At 63.5% G+C, this 18,167-nt stretch carries 16 protein-coding genes; 11 read left to right on the plus strand and 5 right to left on the minus strand.

Annotated elements, in window-relative coordinates:
* Nucleotides 1–120 precede the first annotated feature (120 nt).
* From PLANPX_RS11540 to PLANPX_RS11560, 5 genes are read left to right on the plus strand one after another with little or no spacing between them, the layout of a single operon-like run.
* Complete coding sequence (locus tag PLANPX_RS11540) at nucleotides 121–774, plus strand: acyltransferase (protein ID WP_152098880.1); 654 nt, start codon at nucleotides 121–123, stop codon at nucleotides 772–774.
* Entirely contained in the window at nucleotides 771–2,270 is a 1,500-nt protein-coding gene (locus PLANPX_RS11545) for an NAD(P)/FAD-dependent oxidoreductase (RefSeq protein WP_152098881.1), read from the plus strand. The genes PLANPX_RS11540 and PLANPX_RS11545 overlap by 4 nt, the downstream gene beginning before the upstream one ends.
* On the plus strand, nucleotides 2,267–3,259 hold the full coding sequence (locus tag PLANPX_RS11550) for a polysaccharide deacetylase family protein (RefSeq protein WP_152098882.1): 993 nt from the start codon (nucleotides 2,267–2,269) through the stop codon (nucleotides 3,257–3,259). The genes PLANPX_RS11545 and PLANPX_RS11550 overlap by 4 nt, the downstream gene beginning before the upstream one ends.
* Nucleotides 3,260–3,280: 21 nt before the next feature.
* Nucleotides 3,281–4,297 carry a sulfotransferase gene (locus PLANPX_RS11555; protein ID WP_152098883.1) on the plus strand — a complete coding sequence of 339 codons (1,017 nt, stop codon included), beginning with the start codon at nucleotides 3,281–3,283 and terminating at the stop codon, nucleotides 4,295–4,297.
* 30 nt (nucleotides 4,298–4,327) lie between these two features.
* A complete protein-coding gene (locus PLANPX_RS11560) occupies nucleotides 4,328–5,842 on the plus strand; it encodes a glycosyltransferase family 39 protein (RefSeq protein WP_152098884.1) in 1,515 nt (504 codons plus the stop codon).
* Here PLANPX_RS11560 and PLANPX_RS11565 read toward each other — a convergent pair.
* On the minus strand, nucleotides 5,821–6,885 hold the full coding sequence (locus PLANPX_RS11565; protein ID WP_172992000.1) for an FAD:protein FMN transferase: 1,065 nt from the start codon (nucleotides 6,883–6,885) through the stop codon (nucleotides 5,821–5,823). The genes PLANPX_RS11560 and PLANPX_RS11565 overlap by 22 nt on opposite strands.
* 120 nt (nucleotides 6,886–7,005) lie before the next feature.
* On the opposite strand from PLANPX_RS11565, the gene sucC reads away from it, so the two are divergent.
* From sucC to PLANPX_RS11580, 3 genes are all read left to right on the plus strand, one after another.
* Nucleotides 7,006–8,196, plus strand: a complete 1,191-nt coding sequence (gene sucC / locus PLANPX_RS11570) for an ADP-forming succinate--CoA ligase subunit beta (RefSeq protein WP_152098886.1) — start codon at nucleotides 7,006–7,008, stop codon at nucleotides 8,194–8,196.
* 141 nt (nucleotides 8,197–8,337) lie between these two features.
* Nucleotides 8,338–9,225: a succinate--CoA ligase subunit alpha gene (gene sucD, locus PLANPX_RS11575; RefSeq protein WP_152098887.1), complete on the plus strand. Its 888-nt coding sequence runs from the start codon at nucleotides 8,338–8,340 to the stop codon at nucleotides 9,223–9,225.
* 616 nt (nucleotides 9,226–9,841) lie between these two features.
* A complete protein-coding gene (locus tag PLANPX_RS11580; protein ID WP_152098888.1) occupies nucleotides 9,842–11,431 on the plus strand; it encodes an alpha/beta hydrolase in 1,590 nt (529 codons plus the stop codon).
* A gap of 120 nt (nucleotides 11,432–11,551) precedes the next feature.
* Here the strand turns inward: PLANPX_RS11580 and PLANPX_RS11585 are convergent, their stop codons facing one another.
* On the minus strand, nucleotides 11,552–11,917 hold the full coding sequence (locus PLANPX_RS11585) for a rhodanese-like domain-containing protein (protein WP_152098889.1): 366 nt from the start codon (nucleotides 11,915–11,917) through the stop codon (nucleotides 11,552–11,554).
* A 440-nt stretch (nucleotides 11,918–12,357) separates the two neighbouring features.
* On the opposite strand from PLANPX_RS11585, the gene PLANPX_RS11590 reads away from it, so the two are divergent.
* Together PLANPX_RS11590 and PLANPX_RS11595 are read left to right on the plus strand one after the other, a co-directional pair.
* Complete coding sequence (locus PLANPX_RS11590) at nucleotides 12,358–12,870, plus strand: hypothetical protein (protein WP_152098890.1); 513 nt, start codon at nucleotides 12,358–12,360, stop codon at nucleotides 12,868–12,870.
* 46 nt (nucleotides 12,871–12,916) lie between these two features.
* A complete protein-coding gene (locus PLANPX_RS11595; RefSeq protein WP_152098891.1) occupies nucleotides 12,917–13,450 on the plus strand; it encodes a putative signal transducing protein in 534 nt (177 codons plus the stop codon).
* A gap of 29 nt (nucleotides 13,451–13,479) precedes the next feature.
* Here PLANPX_RS11595 and PLANPX_RS11600 read toward each other — a convergent pair whose 3' ends face one another.
* The 3 genes from PLANPX_RS11600 to PLANPX_RS11610 form a co-directional block, all read right to left on the minus strand.
* Nucleotides 13,480–14,604 (minus strand): DUF6268 family outer membrane beta-barrel protein, encoded by a 1,125-nt coding sequence (locus tag PLANPX_RS11600; RefSeq protein WP_152098892.1) that lies wholly within the window; start codon nucleotides 14,602–14,604, stop codon nucleotides 13,480–13,482.
* Nucleotides 14,605–14,729: 125 nt separating this feature from the next.
* The gene (locus PLANPX_RS11605; RefSeq protein ID WP_152098893.1) at nucleotides 14,730–15,950 is read right to left on the minus strand and encodes a hypothetical protein; all 1,221 of its coding nucleotides are present in this window, start codon (nucleotides 15,948–15,950) and stop codon (nucleotides 14,730–14,732) included.
* Between the two features lie 263 nt (nucleotides 15,951–16,213).
* Complete coding sequence (locus tag PLANPX_RS11610) at nucleotides 16,214–17,425, minus strand: SAM-dependent methyltransferase (protein ID WP_172992001.1); 1,212 nt, start codon at nucleotides 17,423–17,425, stop codon at nucleotides 16,214–16,216.
* 198 nt (nucleotides 17,426–17,623) lie between these two features.
* On the opposite strand from PLANPX_RS11610, the gene msrB reads away from it, so the two are divergent.
* On the plus strand, nucleotides 17,624–18,016 hold the full coding sequence (gene msrB, locus PLANPX_RS11615; RefSeq protein ID WP_152098895.1) for a peptide-methionine (R)-S-oxide reductase MsrB: 393 nt from the start codon (nucleotides 17,624–17,626) through the stop codon (nucleotides 18,014–18,016).
* Nucleotides 18,017–18,167: the final 151 nt, after the last annotated feature.

The following is an 18,167-nucleotide window of genomic DNA, read 5'->3' on the forward strand; positions in this document are numbered from 1 at the left end:
TCATCAGCGTTTATCTGCGTTCATCAGCGGTTCCAGAATTGATTTTGTATTTACTTGGCGAACCTTGGCGTCCTTGGCGGTTAGTCTTCTGCATTACAACCCGATTTAACTGAGCCGATCATGGCCACTGCTCCAGACGTTCGCATTCACCCCACCGCCATCATCGAGGCTGGCGTGCAGCTTGGTCGCGGGACGAGCGTGTGGGATAACGTCCACATTCGTCGCGATACCCAGCTCGGCGAAGAGTGCATCGTGGGCGAGAAGACCCACATCGCCTACGAAGTTCGCATCGGCCATCGGGTGAAGATCAACGCAATGGTCTACATCTGCTACGGCGTGACGATCGAAGACGGCGTGATGATTTCCGCGGGGACGATTTTTACCAACGACGTCTTCCCGCGGGCAACGACGCCCGACCTCTCGCAGCTTCGCTCATCCGATCCAGACGAAGAGACGCGCGAGACGCTCGTCGACGCCGGCGCGACGATTGGCGCCGGTTGCACGATCGGCAGCAACCTGCGAATCGGCCGGTTCGCGATGGTCGGCATGGGAAGCGTCGTCACGCGCAGCGTTCCCGATTTTCATTTGGTCGTCGGCAATCCGGCCCGCTCTGTCGGTGCCGTTTGCCGTTGCGGGCATCCGATCGCTCGTTGGCAAGCCGGGGAAACGCCGCTCGACGCGGACGTGACGTGCCAGAAATGCGAATCGCTCTATCGCATTGAGGCCGGGGTCGTCAACGAACTCGCCCCTCAACCCGCGGCGGTGAACGCATGACGCAGGTCGTTGAATCACCGAGTTTGCGCTGGGCGGTCGTCGGCGGCGGCATGCTGGGGCTAACGCTTGCGCACCGCTTGCAGCAAGCGGGCCAGCAGGTGACGCTGCTCGAAGCGGGCTCGGAGATTGGCGGTCTCGCCGGCGCCTGGCAAATCGGCGATGCGACCTGGGATCGTCACTATCACGTGACGCTCCTCTCCGACCTGCGGCTCCGCGGGCTGTTGAAAGAGCTCGACCTCGAAGCCGACATGCGGTGGGTCGAAACCCGCACCGGTTTTTACACCGACGGGCAGCTTTACTCGATGTCGAACACCATCGAGTTCCTTCGCTTCCCGCCGCTCGGGCTGATCGACAAGCTGCGACTTGGCGCGACGATCTTCATGGCTTCCCGCCGCAAGGATTGGCAAGCGCTCGAGCGGATCCACGTAGCCAACTGGCTGCGACGTTGGTCCGGCAGCCGCACGTTCAACAAGATTTGGTTGCCGCTGCTCAAGGCAAAGCTCGGCGAGTGCTATCGCCGCACGTCGGCGTCGTTCATCTGGGCGACGATCGCGCGGATGTACGCCGCCCGCCAGAGCGGCCTCAAGAAGGAAATGTTCGGCTATGTCTCCGGCGGCTACGCGACGATCTTGCAGCGGTTTGCCGAGTCGCTGTCGGCGGCCGGCGTGACGTTGCAAACGAACGCCGCGGTCTCGCGCGTCGCCGTGGAAGACGATGGCACGGTGACCGTCCATTCGAATGCAGGCGAGCAGCAGTTCGATCGAGTCGTCCTCACGGCGCCGTCGCCGATCATCGCGAAGCTTTGCCCGCAGCTCGGCGCCGATGAACGCGAGCGGCATGAAGCGATCGAGTACCTCGGCATCGTTTGCGCGTCGGTGCTGCTGAAGCGGCCGCTCGCCAGCTACTACGTAACGAACATTACCGACGAGGGGCTGCCGTTCACCGCGGTGATCGAGATGACGACCCTCGTCGATCCGGCGGAACTTGGCGGTCACTCGCTCGCCTACCTGCCGCGATATGCGGCCGCCGATGACGAAATCTGGACGCTTGGTGACGCCGAGATTGAAGAGCGTTTTCTCGCGGGGCTGGAGCGGATGTACCCCGGCTTCACCCGCGACGACGTGGCGGCGTTTCGCATCTCGCGGGCCCGCCACGTGATGGCGTTGCCGACGCTCGAATACTCGACGCAGCTCCCGCCGCTGCAAACGGCCTTGCCGGGCGTGTTCGCGGTCAACTCGACGCACATCGTCAAGGGAACGCTCAACGTCAACGAGGTCGTCACGCTCGCCGAGACGGCTCTCCGCGATGTGCTGCTACCGTCGACAGAAGTTCTGTGGGAGGGGTCTCCGACCTCGAAGCCGGTAAGCGAGCCGACCCGCGCGTGGAGTGAAGTCGAACTCGGCGTCGGAGACGCCTCCCACAAACAATCGCATGCCCACGCGTCGGCGGACGCCGGCCACACGCCTGAGCCGCTGCAATGCGAGGGCTCCCGATGAGCAAAGAAAAACCACTCGCGAGCTTGTCGCTCGATCTTGATAACCAGTGGTCTTACATGAAGACCCATGGCGATGCGGGGTGGGAGGCGTTTCCCAGCTACCTCGACATTGTCGTGCCGCGCGTGCTCAAGTTGCTTGATCGCCGCAACTTGAAGATCACCTTCTTCGTCGTCGGGCAAGACGCCGCGCTCGAGCAAAATCGCGCGGCGCTGCAGTCGATCGCCGACGCCGGGCATGAAGTCGGTAATCACTCGTTCCATCATGAGCCGTGGCTCCACCTCTACTCGCCGGAGCAGATTGCCGAGGAACTTGGCGCCGCCGAGGAGGCGATCGCCGCGGCGACCGGCGCGCGGCCGACCGGCTTCCGCGGCCCCGGTTTTAGTTTTTCGCCCGACGTGCTCGCCGAACTCGCTCGCCGCGACTACGACTACGACGCCTCGACCTTCCCGACGTTCCTTGGGCCGATCGCGCGACTCTACTACTTCTTCACCAGCAGTCTCTCGCGTGAGGAGATGGCCGACCGTAAGCAGTTGTTCGGCAAATTCTCGGAAGGGTTTCGCTCACTCAAGCCATATGTTTGGCGGGAGTTCTCGCGGCCGCTGATCGAGATCCCCGTGACGACGATGCCGATCTTCAAGCTGCCGATCCATGTGAGTTACCTGCTCTACCTCGGGCAGTATTCGCCGGCGCTCGCGGCGTTTTACTTTCGGCTGGCGCTCACGCTCTGCCGTGTCATGCGGGTCGAGCCGTCGATCTTGTTGCATCCGCTCGACTTCCTTGGCTGCGACGATGTGAGCGAGCTGTCGTTCTTCCCGGCGATGGGGCTACCAGCGGCGCGGAAGCTCGCCATTGCCGAGCGGGCGATCGATCAACTCGCCGCCAGTTATGAGATCATCACGATGGAGCAGCATGCCGCGGCGATTCGCCGGCGGCTGGGAGTTCGCGAGGAACGCGAAGCGTCGTCGCCTCGAATCCCCGCCACCGTCTAGACCTGAAAGCTGCAGAGAGTCGTGAGCCGCATCCTCCGACGTTACGTGCCGGGACACTTTCGCCAACCATGGCGGTTGGCTGGTCGGCTGCTGCAAACGCGCGATCCGGCCGCGTTCGCAGCGATGTCGTTCGCGGCGCTGGGGGTGGCGTTCTCGCCGTTAGATCTGCTGCTGTCGCTGCTCGAGTCGAACGGTCAGGGCGCCGTCGCCGGCGAAACGGGGCCGCTGCTGTTTATTTGCGGGGCGCCGCGCGTGGGGACGACGCTCGTTCACCAAACGCTGGTGAAGCACCTGCCGGTTAGCCATTTCACGAACCTGACGTCGCTCTTCCCGAGCGCGCCGATTGCGGCGACCCGGTTGTTCGGGCGCTTTCTTGGCGAGCCGGTGCGGGAGTACCGCAGCTTCTACGGCCGCACGACGCGGCTGTCGGGGCTCAACGATGCGCTCTACTTGTGGGACCGCTGGTTGGGACACGATCGGCTTGATCCCGAACCGCAGCTGACCGACGAGGCGGGCCGCGAAATGCGCGAGTTCTTCGTTGCTTGGCGGGGACTCACCGAGCGGCCGCTCGTTGCCAAGTGCAATCGGCTCAATGCGGCGGCGGCGACGGTGGCGGAAGCGTTGCCGCAGGCGCGGTTCATTTGCATTGAGCGAGAGCCAGTGTGGCATGCCCAGTCGCTGCTACAAGCGCGGGCGATGATCACCGGCGATCCGCGGGCTCCGTACGGACTCACTGGCGAGGCCGGTGAGATTGCGGACGACCCGATCGCGAGCGTGGTAGAGCAGGTGCGGTTCCATCGCGCGCTCGCGGAGAAGCAGGAGCAACTTGTGGGGGCGGAGCGGTTTTGGCGCGTGCCGTACGAGGAGTTTTGCCGCGATCCGCGGGCGCTGCTCGGGCGTACGGCGGAGACGCTGTGGCCGGCGCACGCGCGGCCGCAGCTTCCGGCAGAGGTTGAGCCGCATCGGGTGGCGAATCGGCGGACTGTGGATGCGGAGACGTTCGAGCACATTGAGAAGTCTTTGGCGGAAGCGGCCTAGTGCGGCGCGTGAGGCGGAGCGGCGGCAGTAATGAGTAGTGCGAACAGCGAGCAAGTCACCGAGATCGAACGCAGCAGCGATGCGCGCATCCCGTGGCTGCTGGTGATCGGCGTGATCGCCCTCGGCTTTCTACTGCGCGGTTGGAACCTCCACGGCCGCGGCTACACGGCCGACGAAGTGACGGAGCTGTTGCTCGCGCGCAAGCCGCTAGCGTCGGTGGTGATGGACGAGGACGACGATCGCTTCCCGCCGCTATACCGCACGATTCTTGTCATTTGGGACAATGCGTGGGGATCGGAGGAAGCGGCGCGGTGGTTGAGCGTCGTCGCGGGCGGACTGACGGTGATTGTCGTCTGGCGGGCCGGGGCGGCGCTGCTCGACGAGCGCGACGCCGTGTGGCCGGCGCTGCTGATGGCGTGCTGCCCGTTCAATATTCACTTCGCCCGCGAGGGTCGGGCGTACGCCGTATACGGGCTGTTCGCGGCGATGATGTTCTGGGCGGCGCTACGCCTCCTGCGGCGCGGCGAGCGGCGTGATTGGGCGCTGATGGTCGCCTCGACGATTGCGGCGGTTTACTGCCACTGGTATGCCGTACCGCTCGGCTGCGTGCTGTGGTTGTTTGTGTTCTACGCGGGATGGCGCCGCGATGGTTGGCGGCGGCCGATCGGGGCGGCGATCGCTACGGCGGTGTTGCTGATCCCGGCGCCAATCCTGTTGATTCGCGCCTCGGCCGATTTGCCGGACGAGGAGTTGTACGCCGGGTTTGATCTCGAGGCGCTCGGCTACACGTTTGTTTCGCTAGTGGGCGGATTCACCATCGGACCCGCGATGAAGGAGCTCCGCTCGATGCCGGCGGCTGACGGGATTCGCCAATTTCTGCCGTGGCTCGCGGCGGTCGGGTTCGCTGGGCTCACGCTCGTTTGGCAGGCCGTTCGTCGGTTGGGGATCGGGCTGCCGCTGGCGATGCTTGTCGCCTCCTCCGCGTTGCTGGTTCCTGTGCTTGGTTACCTCGGCAACGTCAGTGGCTCGGGCTTCGTATACCGCTACGTCGTGTGGCTCGCCGTTCCTTATGCGTTGATTCTCGGAGCGGGCGCAGCGCGCTGTCGCGTGAGTTGGTTCGCGCGTCTCGCCGTGGTCGTGCTGCTCGCGGTAAACGCCGCTGCCCTCTACAACCGAGCGTATGATGCTCGGTACGACGAAGAAGACTTCCGCGCCGTGGCGGCGAAGCTCGAAGAACTCGGCGCCGCGGAGGCGCCGGTGCTCGTCGCTTCGAACTATATGGGCCACGCGCTGCAGCACTATTGGCCGGCGGATCGCTCGCTTACTAGTTTCCCTATCTTCGCCCACCATGGCGAGCAGCGTGCTGAGCGGCTCGCCGAGTTCCAGGCCGCCCATCCGGCGGGGACAAAGTATTGGATCGTCTCGCAGTGGCTGCCGGAGGATGATGTGCGGCGCGAGACCCGCGATGCGGTGCTTACGGAACTAGGCGCGAAGCGTGAAGCGGAATTGGTGCAGATGGAAATCTACTCGGCAGAGGTGCGTTGAGGTTCAGGTTTGGTTGGCGCTTGCGGCGCGAGTTCGTCGAACCACTCCGTCGTCTTCGTGACGATCCCGCCGTCGGCAGTTCGCGTTTGAAACAGCGCAGCGATCCGGTGCTCAACGCACCACTTGTAGCCATCATCTGGCCCCATGATAAGGAGCGGCGTGTCGAGCGCATCGGCCTCGGTGCAAGTCTTCGCGACGACCGTCACCGACGCGCCGACGTACGGCAACGCCCGCCCCGTGCGTGGATCAATGATGTGCGTAAACCGCCCGCCATCGGCTGTGCGAAAGTTGCGATAGTCGCCGGCCGTGCTGAGGGCCATGTCGTGCAGCGGCACGATGCGGGCGAGCGTGCCGTCGGTCGCATCGACTTGCTCGACGCCGATCCGCCACGGCTTGCCGTCGGGACGTAGTCCGACGCCGCGCACTTCGCCGCCGATCTCGACCATCGCATTCGCGAAGCCGAGCTCCTGCAGCTTCGCGATGATGAGGTCGACGGCGTAGCCGGGAGCGATCGACGAGAGGTCGACCTCGACGCCGGCAAAATCTTTCTTGAGCGCCGGCGGTTCTGTTTGCACGTGAATGTGTTGCGAACCAACGAGTCGTCTAGCGGCTAAAAGCGCCTTTGGCTCGGGCGGAACGATCGGCTCGTCACGCTTCGCCCCAGCACTAAAGTTCCACAGCCGCAACAGCGGCGGCACCGTTACGTCGAGCACCCCGTCCGTATCGCGATAGTACCGCAGCGACTCCTCGACGACTCGCGCCGTATCAGCCGACACGGGAAACCACTCGCCCGCCGCGGCGCGGTTGAACTGCGACAGTTCCGAGTCGTCGCGGTACGTCGACATCTGCCGATCGAACTCGGCCAGCAACTCGTCGATCGTCGCCTTCACCTTGGGCGGATCGTTCGGCTGGTCGCCCCAATATTTAATGTGGTAGGTCGTCCCCATCGTCGGGCCGGTGAGGGAGGCCAGCGGCGGCTGGGCGGCGGCCTTGCCGGTGATGAGGGCGAGCAGCAGAAATGCTGCGGCAAAGTGACTTTTCATTGCGCTAGGACGGCGGTTGGCCGGTTGTCTGCCGGGGCGGCGGGGGGCTATACTCGGTCGCTTCCCATGCATTCTTCTATGAGCGACCGCCGCTGCGGGGCTCGTTTCCTCGAGATTTCCATGAAAATTCACGAATTCCAAGGTAAGGACCTGCTGCGGAAGGCCGGGATCAGCGTTCCGGTCGGTTTCGCCGCCAAATCGGGCGCTGAAGCGGCCGATGCGTTCGATAAGCTCGGCGGCAAGCTCGCCGTGGTGAAGGCTCAGATTCACGCCGGCGGTCGCGGCAAGGGAACGATTAAGGGCAACGAGTCGCAGCGCGGCGTTGAACTCGTGAAGACCCGCGAAGATGCGAAGCGGGTCGCCGACGCGCTGCTCGGCAAGGAATTGGTGACGATTCAGACAGGTCCCGAAGGGAAGAAGGTCCAACAGGTCCTCGTCGAAGCGGGCTGCGACATCGATCGCGAGCTCTACCTCGGCATCGTCGTCGATCGCGCCTGCAGCTTGCCGGTGCTGATGTGCTCGAACGAAGGCGGCATGAACATCGAAGAGGTCGCCGCGGAAACGCCGGAGAAGATCTTCCTCGAACCGTTCCACCCGACCGACGGTCTCCAGTCGTACCAAGTACGCAAGCTGTGCCACAAGCTCGGCATCGCGGGCGACAGCGTTCGCTCGGCCGAGAAGCTGATGAAGGGCTTGTGCAAGCTGTTCGTCGACCTCGACTGCAGCATCGTGGAAGTCAACCCGCTCGTCGTCACAAAGCAAGGCGAGCTGATCGCGCTCGATGCGAAGATCAACTTCGACGACAACGCGATGTTCCGCCACAAGGATCTCGTGGAGCTCCGCGACCTCTCCGAAGAAGATCCCGCGGAAGTTCGCGCTGGCAACGCCGGGCTGAGCTACGTCCAGCTTGAAGGGAACATCGGCTGCCTGGTGAATGGCGCCGGCCTCGCGATGAGCACGATGGACCTCGTGAAGCTCCACGGCGGCCAGCCGTCGAACTTCCTCGACGTCGGCGGCGGCGCCCAGGTCGATCAGGTCACCGAGGCGTTCCGCATCTTGCTTGCCGACAAGAACGTCAAGGCCGTGCTCGTAAATATCTTCGGCGGCATCATGCGGTGCACGACGATCGCCAACGCGATTCTCGAAGCCTACAAGCAAGTCGATTTCAACGTCCCGCTGGTCGTCCGGCTCGAAGGGACCGAAGTCGAAGAAGGCAAGAAGATCCTCGCCAACAGCGGTATCGCTGTCATTACTGCCGAAGGCCTCACCGACGCGGCGAAGAAAGTCGTCGCCGCGGCAGGGGCTGCTTAATCCATACAACGAACATTGAACCACAACGGCACAACGAGCACGAAGGAAATACAGTAAGCACGATCGGCTAAGCCCATTCGTCTTCGTTCCTTCGTCGTGTCCTTCGTGTCGTCGTGGTAAATCTTCCGACGGAATAAACCAATGAGTATCCTGGTCGATAAGAACACTCGCGTCATTTGTCAGGGCATCACCGGCAAGGCTGGCGAGTTCCACTCGAAGAACTGCCTCGAATACGGCACGAAGATGGTCGCTGGCGTCACGCCGGGTCGCGGCGGGCAGTCGGTGCTCGGCTTGCCGGTCTACGACACGGTTGCCGAATCGGTTGAGAAGAATGGCGCCGAGGCGACAATGATCTTCGTCCCAGCGCCGTTCACCGCCGACGCGATTCTGGAAGCGGCCGACGCCGGCATTCGCCTGATCATCGCGATTACTGAAGGCGTGCCGGTCCTCGACATGGCCCGCGTGTACGCCCGCCTGAAGGCCGACTACCCGAACTCGCGGCTCGTCGGCCCGAACTGCCCCGGCGTCATCACCGCCGGCGAATGCAAGATCGGCATTATGCCGGGCTACATCCACAAGCGCGGCAAGGTGGGCGTCATGAGCCGCAGCGGCACGCTCACCTACGAAGCGGTGTGGCAACTCACGGGTCTCGGCCTCGGCCAGACGACCTGCGTCGGCCTCGGCGGCGACCCGATCGTCGGCACGTCGTTCATCGACACGCTCGCGATGTTCCAGGAAGATCCTGAAACCGAAGCGATTATCATGATGGGCGAAATCGGCGGCACCGCCGAAGAAGAAGCCGCCGCGTTCGTGAAGGCGAACGTCACGAAGCCGGTCGCCGCGTTCATCGCCGGCCGCACGGCGCCTCCCGGCAAGCGGATGGGCCACGCCGGCGCCATCATCAGCGGCGGCAAGGGGACCGCGGCCGAAAAGGTCGCCGCCCTGCAAGACGCCGGGATCGAAGTCGCCGAGAGCCCCGCCGACATGGGCGAGGCGGTCGTGCGGGCGATCAAGCGGGCCGGGAAGTAGCTTCCCGCCGCCATTCGATATTTGTCGCATTGACCCTTTCTGTCGCCTCAGCGCATTTTTGGCGACAGAAAGGGTCTTTTTCGTTGGCTTTCGGCGATGCGTCGATTTGTAAATGGCGGTAGCCATTCGAGTTGTCGTGTCGTGAAGCGGCGTAAGCTTTGTGTCGCATGGTGTCGCGTCGTGTCGCATTTTTCGATTTTGGGCGACATTAACGTTGGGTAGTCGGCAGGGAGCAGTGAATCGCGTTTCATGCTCCATGCCGTTGCGGCCATTTAGCCGCGGGCGGTAGCCCGCTGCGGAGCGTTTGAGTTACGGCGCACCGCCGCACTGTTACGCCGATACGCCCGCCGCGAGCGGACGGGGCTAAATGGGCGTGGCGGGATGGCGAACCTCACGCAGCGGCCTTGGCGTTATTGTCCGAAATTGGGTGGCCTAGTTTCAACACAAAAATTGGCTGAACGCGCCGATTCTCTGAATGCGTTCATTTGCTTGAATCTGCTCTCTGTGGCCGATTTGTGGTGCTTGACAGCGAGGTCACTACAATCCGGGGATGGCGTTTGCCCGTGGCTTTGATCTGGGCTTTCGTCGGAACGGAACAGCGGATGAGGAGCGGAGAATGGCTGGTCGCACGATTCGATCACGCCTCCTATGGGCGGCGTGTTCACTGTTAGCATTGTGTTGCGGCATCGCCGTGGGAACGGTGCAAGCTCAGGAGTTCGAGTACGCGCGGAAGCTGAGCGTGCAGGAGCCAACGGCGCTCGATTGGGTCTACCCGCTCGCCATGAAGAGTCCGGCGACGACGCCAAAGCAGATCGCGGAGGAGTCGCTCCGCGGCGGCGATTTTACCTACGAGTTCTGCGGGCCGCGCGACGGCGGCGATCGAGCGTGGCCGCTCGTGATCTTTGTGTCGCCGGAGAATCGGCCGGTCGGCTGGCCGTTCTGGGAGGCGACGTGCCGCGATCGTGGCGTATTGTTCGCCGGGATTCGCGATGCGGGAAACGGCGTCGTCAAAGCGCGGCGGGTGCGGGCCGTCGTCGAAGTGCTGGGTGATTTGCGGCAGCGGTATCGGATCGATCCAGATCGGACGTACTTGGCCGGATTTTCTGGCGGCGGGTACATTGCGTCGGAAGTGGCGATGGCGCTGCCCGAGTATTTTGGCGGGGTCGTGAGTTACGGGCATTCGACGGGACCGCCGCCGAGCCCGTGGGGGCGGCAGCGGGCGAGCGAGCGGCTGAGCGTGGCGATTGTGTGCGGCGAGCGCGAGTCGGCGGCAGTGTGGGCGAAAGAACTCCACGCGCCGCAACTGCAATGCTTGGGATTCCGCACAGACTTGCAACTGATCGACGGGATGGGGCACACGATGCCGGGGCCCGCCGCAACGGAGGAGGCGTTTGCGTGGCTGGAGCAAGGACTAGCCGAGCGGCGTGGTGCGCGGCGGAATGGGGCGGTAGATCTTGATGGGGCGATGGGCCGCGAAGAGATGGCGGCGGCGTGGCTAAATGCAGCGAAGGCGTGGTTGGAACAGCCGGAAACGATTGGGAAGGGGCTTATGCAACTGCAGGGAGTGGACTCAAGGTGGCATGATCTCCCTGCTGCGGCCGAAGCGAAGAAACTGCTGGAGGAATACGAGCGGCGGGCAGAGCGACCATGGATTGAAGAGCAGCGTCGCGCGAAGCTGGCGATCGATCAGATTGACGCGGAAGGATATGCTCGGCTGGCGGCGTATCCCGCGAGCGCGCTGGCCGTCGACCGCGGCAGCGTACTGCGGTTCGCGCTCTCGGCTTGGCGGCAATTGGAGAAGCAGGCTAAGACGGCGGAGGATCGCGCGGCAGCTGCGGCGCAGATTGCAGAACTCGAACGGTTGACAACGGAGGCGCCGAAGCAGGATCTGGAATCGAAACCCATGCCCTTGGCGAAAGTTCGCTTTCGGATGGTGGCGGACGTGACGCTGGCAGAGGGAATCGATTACTACGGCAAGGTGCTTGCGCAACTTGGATATCGGCTGGAGGTCGACGAAAGCGCGAAATCGACCATCGCCGCGGGCAGGGAGCGAATCATCAAACTCAACCTGCCCGCGGCAAGCTTTAGCGACGTCGACCGGCAGTTCTTGCGGAGGAATGGATTGAAGTCGGTGCGGAAGGGGAGGGAAGTGCGGTTGTTGCCGTCGGAGGCGAAGGCTGTGAAGGTTGTTGAGGTTGTTGAGTAGTCCGAATTTTAAGAATAAATTCCTTTGCGCCTTCGCGCCTTTGCGTGAGACATTCTTCGTTTAATTTTCACGCAAAGGCGCGAAGGCGCAAAGAGAATTGCAAGCATAGTGCTGAGGAAACTACCGTTTCACCGGGGCGTCTTCCTTGGCTTTGCGGCCGCCCTCTTTCTCTTTATTGATTTGCTGCCAGCCTTCGTAGCCGTCGGCGAAGTCGAAGACGTTCGTGAAGCCAGCGCGTTCGAGTTTCTCGGCGCCCTTGGTCGACGAATCGCAGCGGACGTTTGCGCAGTAAACGACCACCGTGCGGTTCTTGCCGCCAGCGCGCTGCTCAACTTGGTTGAGGAAGTCGCTAGCACTTTGCGGAATGCTGGCGGCCCCGGGGATCTTTGTTTTCTCGAAGTGTTCGCCGTCGAGGGTGTTTACCAGCAGGAACTCCTCTTCGGCGTCGCGCATCTTCCGAAGTTCGCGGGCGGTAATGGTTTTCATCGCTCACTCCTTTGTTAACTGCCCTTTGAGAATGTTGACGTCGGCGTCACGCGGCCGGCGTCTGTTAGGGCAGATGCTTCATCCCGGTCTGGCGTGAAGAAGGCGTCGGTGATCGCGGGGATGGATCGGACAGCAGAGCGCGTGCGAATGGCGTACCTGAGGCGGTGCTGGCATGTTTGCCAGGTTGAATAGAAGCCACCGGCTCTGCCGGTGGACGTCGTGGGGCGGCGTTAACTCGCGGTTCGTCCACCGGCGGAGCCGGGGGCCTTGATTAGGTCGGATTCAGCTTACTCTTGAGCATCGCTAGGCTTTTACCGCCGCCGTAGAGAAGTTCAGTGGGAGGGTTCGCCGTCGTTTGATATATTGTCGATCTCGTTGACCAAGAAGTCCGCAAGACGCGGACGTATCAAGAGACTGGAAGAGCGATGCGGGATGACCTCGTGACGGTGGCGAGCTTCGACAATGACCTCGATGCAAGGCTAGCCCGGGAGTGCCTGGCGGGCGCGGGGATTCGGGCCTTTCTGGCGGACCATTCGCTGGTCGGTACGGCGTGGCATCTCGCGGGGGCGCTGGGCGGGGTGAAGTTGCAGGTCTCCGCCAGCCAGCGCAACGAGGCGGCGGCGATTTTGGCCAAAGCCCAGGCGGGGGAACTCGAAATCGACGAGCAAGATTGGCCGGAGGACGACGAAGAAGCTGACGACGAGACGGTAGCAGAAAGAAGCGAACGCGATCAAATCGTCGACCGAGCCGGTCGGTCGTTGGTGCTCTCACTGTTGTTCTTGCCCGTTGCGTTCTACACGGGGTGGTTATTGCTGGATGTGAGCACGAAAGAAGGGCCGCTGAGCGCAAAACACGGGCGCCGAGCGATTTGGATTGGCGTCGGGACGGCCGTGGCGCTCGCAATTTTTCTGCTATTCTTGAGAGAGATAGTGCGTTCGCTCATTGCAGACTGATGGCGAACCATCGGCGCGGGGCGGACAACTTGCAAGCGAGCCGGGCATGATTCAGACTTCTGCTCCTAATCTCGTGACGGTAGCGTCCTTCGGCAGCGTGACCGAAGCGGAGATCGCGCAGCAGTGCCTCGCGGCGGCGGGGATCGAGTCGTACCTCGTCGACGCCGCGATGGTTGGGACGATGTGGCATCTGGGCGTGGCGATGGGCGGCGTTAAGCTGCAGGTGGCCGAGACGGACGCATTAGAAGCGGCGGAGCTACTGACTGAAGCTCGCGCGGGGCGGTTGGAATTCGAGTTTGACGACTCCAGCGCAGCGGAGTCGGAGACCGAAATGCAGCGCGAGGCGCTCTCCGAACGCGAAGCGTTGGCGAATCGAGCGTTCAAGGCGACGTTCTTCTCGATGCTGCTCGAGCCGCTCGCGTTCTATGCGGCGTGGCTGCTGCTGCGAGTCGCCGTGGCTGAGGGGCCGTTGCGCCAGCCCTACCGTGGCCGAGCGATCGCCGCTGCGGTACTGTGCCCGCTCATCGTGGGATTCGCAGCGACGCTGCTGTGGTTTTTCGTCACCGGATCATCGTTCTGACAGACGCTGCGAGCGCCTGCGGAACGCAATCAGTAAGTAACGCCGACGCGGGCCATCATCGTGTCGTCGAGCGAGACGTCGGGCGTGGCGCTCTGGTAGTCGAGTTCGCGCGCGAAGACGTAGCCGGTTTCGAAGCGGGTAGCGAGCCCGTTGAGAATCTTCCGTTCGAAGCCGACGACGACGCGGATGTCGCTGTAGCTGATCGTATCGATCTCTTGATCGGAGGGGCGGGTAATGCTCCAAATGCCGCCGCCGAATTCGCCGCCGATGTAGAACCAGCGTTCGTCTTCGGGGGTGCTCGCGGCGGTTTGCCAAGAGAACCGCGGCCGCGGGAAGACGAGGTCGAGACGCGTCCGCGGCATTTCGGCGGGTTCGATGATCAGGCCGGCAATCGGCAGCACAGTGGCGCCAGCGCGGTTGAGGTACGCGACGCCGAAGATCCACTTCTTGCCGGGCGTGGCCTCGTAGACGCCGATGCCGCGGCCAGTGACGCGGGTGGCGTTACTGTAGCTTTGTTCGAAGTCGCTGTAGTAGCCGACGCCAACGCCGACGTCCATCGCCCAGGGGCCGTCGCCGAATTTGCGGAGATGGCGGAAGTCGACCGAGGCGTCGTAAAGCGTGCTCGGGATGTCGAGGGCGGCGGCGTTCTCCAGCAGGTGCGTGCCGAAGTGGGGCGTCACGAGCAGCGGCGTGTCGCGGCGGAAGAAGGGAAAGCCGAGGACGACGCCGGCTTCGATGTCGCCCATGCCGAGGGTATCGGGCTCGTCGCTCATCCGCGGGAGCCAGGTGCCGGTGAAGTAAATCTTCTGGAAGACGCCGGCGCGGGCGCCGGGGGGAAGTTCGCTCGCCGCCTCGGGCGCCATTTGGTTTTCGGGGGCGACGGTTTCTTCGGCGAGATTGGCAACGCGAAGGTTCGGATCGACGCCGGGCGTGAGCGTGGCAGGAAGCTGGTCGATATCGATCGGCGTGATCGGCTCGGGCGTCCAGGGCGTCGGCGTGATCACCGACGACGCGGGAGGCTGGTTGCCGTTGGCGTTCGATTGCGTCTGCAGCGTAGAGTACGCGGGGTGCGGTACGCCGGCGAACGGGGAGTCGGACGCCGTCGCTGTGTAGGGCTCCGCGGTTTGTGCGGTCGCAACGAGTGGCGCGAACATTAGCGCGGCGCCTGCAGCGGCTGCTAGCAAGCGACGGGTAACGCCGGCTAATTTTGCGGCGCGTCGCCGCCCTGAGCGCGTGGCGAGCGCTGGATCTGCTAGCAATTTGAAGAGTGGGGCGACGCTCAAAAATCAAATCCCAGTCGGAACATGATCGTATCGTCGAGGTTATATTCGGGCGGCAGGTTCGTCTGGGAGTAGACAATCTCGCGATCGAAGACGTAACCGATCTCGGCGTGGCCGTGCAGGCGGGTTTGCGTTTCCCATTCAAGGCCGAGCATCACGCGAATGTCGTTGTAGTCGATGTCGTCCCGGGCGCCGTCGGCGGGGCCGTCTTCGGAGCGGGTAATCGTCCAGGCGCCGCCGCCGTATTCGCCGGCGACGTACCACCACCATTGGATTTGGCCGAGGTTCTGGAATCGCTTGCGGATCTTGGGGTTCGGGAACAGGAGCCACAGGTCCCACTCAGGATTCGGGCGCCAGTAGACGCCGCCAGCCGGCAAGATTTTGACTTTGTTGCGGTCGAGGTACCAGACGCCGGCATGGACGTCCATCTTCGGCGAGAGCGTGTAGACGCCCAAGCCGCGACCCATAAAACGCATCGAGCGGCTATCGAAGTAAGAGAAGTCGCTCCAGACGCCGGTGCGGAAGCCGAGGTCGGCGCTCAGGCGTTCGGTGAGCTTCGGACTCCAGGCGGTGTCGAGGTAGGCGTCGTAGACGCGCGGCGGCAGGTCGGCGTTCGGGCCGCTGGGGCCTTCGAGCCAGTTGAAGGCGAAGCCGGGGGTGATCAGGAGCGGCGTGTCGGGATTGCGGAAGATGGGGACGCCGAACGTGGCGGCCATTTCGAGCCGATTCCATGCGAGCTGGTCGGGGTTGTGATTGCCCATCAGGTACGTCGACTCGACCGTGAGCTGCTGCATGAACCGCTGCAGCCGCGAGGTGGAGCCGTCGGGATTCGTGTAGTCGTAAGTGCCGCGATTCCACTGCACTGTCGGCATGTTCTGCAGGATGTTGCTGTTCGGCGGCGGAGCGTACGGAATGCCCTGCATCGGCGGCGCGACGGTGGCGGGATTCATGCCGTAGGGCGTGACGGTTGGGGGCGCGGCGCCGAAGTTCGGCGTGAGCGCCGGCGCCGAGTACGGAACGTCGATCGGCGGGGCCGCCATGCCGGGAGCGGCGTAGGGATCGAAGCTTTGGATGGCTGGCGTGAGCGAAGGCTGCGGCGTCGCGGGGTAGACGGGCGACGGCGCCGCTGCGAACGGACTGGCGGGGGCGACGCTTGATGGAAATTGGACGCGTTGCGCGTGAATTTTTGTTGCAGCGAGCGCGCACCAACAGCCGATCACTGAAATGATGAGGGTGAATGCGCGCCGATGGTGGACGGATGCTGGCAACTCGGAGCGGCCTCGAACGGTCGGAATCTGCAAGATGCGGAATTTCGCGGCAGATTAGTACCAATCGAAGCGGGTTGGCGTCAAGGTTGGCGCGTGGCCCTGGCGGAATACACGGCGCTGCTAGCGGCGTTCTTAGCCCGGGCTCCGCCCGGGGGTAGCACAACGCGCGACGACGTCGACCGGTATGGCGGCCGACCCCCGGGCGGAGCCCGGGGCTAAATGGGCGATTCGGGGTGGTCGCTCGGTGCTGGCGCGGCGGGTGGCGTCGAAATGCCGGGGCCGCTGGGCCGTTTGCCTGTCGGTCGCTTGCGCGTGCCGGCGGTGCGGAGGACGCGGCGTTGGCCGCGGCTGCGGAGCGCGGCCAAGCAGATCTCTTGGCGGTTGAATGCTAGCTGCCGGAGTCGCACGTCGCGGTAGCCCCAACTGCGGACGCGCTCCACGAACGCGGGGAACTCGTCGACGAGCGCCAGGTCAGGCAGCTTCAGCGTCAGCAGCATTCCGCGAATCGAGATGCCGGGGTGCTTCACGACCGCTTCGACGGCGTCGAGCGTGAACGACGGCGCCACGTTCATATCGGCGGCGAGCCACTGCACATGGCGGAAGACCTTGCGCGAGGTCTCGACCGAGCGGCTGCGAACGTGCGTGAAGTTGGGGTCGGCCAGAACTGATTCGTCCACCTCGGCGGGGTCAACGCCGATCACTTCGAGCCCCGCATCGAGCAGCGCCTGCGACGCGCCGCCGGGGGCGCAGCCGAGTTCAACGACCCGCTCGCCGCGAGACATCGGCAGCGAGGCCCAACTCATCGCTTCGGCCATCTTCAAGTAGGCACGCGAGACGGCGTGTTCGGGGAGTTCTAAATCGGGGACGCCCCCTGGCCACGAGGCGACGCGGCTGGTCGTCCGATGGCAGCCGACGAACCATTGATTCGGTTCGATGAGCGACACGTCGAGCACCCATCGATTGCGCGGCGTCGACCGGCCGGCGGCGGAATCGGGGCGGAGCGACTCGATGGGCGAGAGCTCGCGGATGGCCTCTTCGGCCTCGTCCGCAAGAATGGTAGGGCCGGGTTCGAAGCCGCGCTCGCCGGGAGTCCGTTCGTCGCGTTGCCAGACGTGCAGGCCGGCGACTTCGTGCGACTCGAGAAACGCCTGCACGTCAGGGAGTTGCCAGAGTTGCGCGGCGAGATCGTGGAGGCGCTCGCCTTTGACCGATCCAAGTGAGAAGCCGCTCGTGCGGGCGAAGACCGCGGGAAGGGCGAACTTCTCGGGATCGGTGCACGGAGCGTCGAGCTTGAACGTGACGAACCCCGGCCGCGAGAAGGCTGGGCGGAGTTGCGGGGCGCGGACAGCGAGTTCGCGCTTGAGGACGGCCTCGGCCCCGTGTTGGCAGACGGCGTAGAGGAACTGAGGTTGCCAGGGGGTGGGCATGAGAGGCGGGGGCAGTGCTTGGGTGAGTCGGGGCTTAGGTGGCAAACGGGCGCGGATATTGCGGGTGGGCTCACCCACCATATCGCCAGAGAGCGTGGCTCTCCGGCTTGCTGGGCGTCTCCCAGCGTCGCTGAATTTGGGGTAACCTCACATTGTAGCAGACGGTTGCCAGGCAGATAGTTACGGAGGTTTTCAGGCATGAGCGAGCAAACGAAGTCAAATGACGCCGAATTGCGGGCCCGGCTAACCCCCGAGCAGTACCACGTCACTCAGGAAAAAGGAACCGAGCGGGCCTTCACTGGGAAGTACTGGAACCATAAGGAAGACGGCAAATACCACTGCATCGTCTGCGGCGAGTTGCTGTTCGACTCGTCGACGAAGTTCGATTCTGGCTGCGGGTGGCCGAGCTTCAACCAACAAGTGACGCCCGAGGCGATCGACGTCCACGCGGACCATAGCCACGGGATGGTGCGGGAGGAGATTGTGTGCCACAAGTGCGGGGCGCATTTGGGGCATGTCTTTCCTGACGGGCCGAAGCCGACGGGGCTGCGGTATTGCGTGAACTCGGCTTCGATTCAGTTTGAGAAGTAGAGCGAAGAGGATTAACCGCCAAGGATGCCAAGGTGCGCCAAGGAAATGCAAAGGAACTAATTACCACGACGACACAACGATCACGACGAAAAACTAATAAGAAAAAGTTTTGAGCGGATTTCCTCTCACGAAGTCTTTCCTTCGTGTCCGT

Source organism: Lacipirellula parvula (assembly GCF_009177095.1).
Classification (GTDB): domain Bacteria; phylum Planctomycetota; class Planctomycetia; order Pirellulales; family Lacipirellulaceae; genus Lacipirellula; species Lacipirellula parvula.

Excerpts from the sequence above, each read along its gene's own strand:
- PLANPX_RS11540 (WP_152098880.1), top strand. The coding sequence starts at position 121 with ATGGCCACTGCTCCAGACGTTCGCATTCACCCCACCGCCATCATCGAG.
- PLANPX_RS11545 (WP_152098881.1), top strand. The coding sequence starts at position 771 with ATGACGCAGGTCGTTGAATCACCGAGTTTGCGCTGGGCGGTCGTCGGC.
- PLANPX_RS11550 (WP_152098882.1), top strand. The coding sequence starts at position 2,267 with ATGAGCAAAGAAAAACCACTCGCGAGCTTGTCGCTCGATCTTGATAAC.
- PLANPX_RS11560 (WP_152098884.1), top strand. The coding sequence starts at position 4,328 with ATGAGTAGTGCGAACAGCGAGCAAGTCACCGAGATCGAACGCAGCAGC.
- PLANPX_RS11565 (WP_172992000.1), bottom strand. The coding sequence starts at position 6,885 with ATGAAAAGTCACTTTGCCGCAGCATTTCTGCTGCTCGCCCTCATCACC.
- sucC (WP_152098886.1), top strand. The coding sequence starts at position 7,006 with ATGAAAATTCACGAATTCCAAGGTAAGGACCTGCTGCGGAAGGCCGGG.
- sucD (WP_152098887.1), top strand. The coding sequence starts at position 8,338 with ATGAGTATCCTGGTCGATAAGAACACTCGCGTCATTTGTCAGGGCATC.
- PLANPX_RS11580 (WP_152098888.1), top strand. The coding sequence starts at position 9,842 with ATGGCTGGTCGCACGATTCGATCACGCCTCCTATGGGCGGCGTGTTCA.
- PLANPX_RS11585 (WP_152098889.1), bottom strand. The coding sequence starts at position 11,917 with ATGAAAACCATTACCGCCCGCGAACTTCGGAAGATGCGCGACGCCGAA.
- PLANPX_RS11595 (WP_152098891.1), top strand. The coding sequence starts at position 12,917 with ATGATTCAGACTTCTGCTCCTAATCTCGTGACGGTAGCGTCCTTCGGC.
- PLANPX_RS11600 (WP_152098892.1), bottom strand. The coding sequence starts at position 14,604 with ATGTTCGCGCCACTCGTTGCGACCGCACAAACCGCGGAGCCCTACACA.
- PLANPX_RS11610 (WP_172992001.1), bottom strand. The coding sequence starts at position 17,425 with ATGCCCACCCCCTGGCAACCTCAGTTCCTCTACGCCGTCTGCCAACAC.
- msrB (WP_152098895.1), top strand. The coding sequence starts at position 17,624 with ATGAGCGAGCAAACGAAGTCAAATGACGCCGAATTGCGGGCCCGGCTA.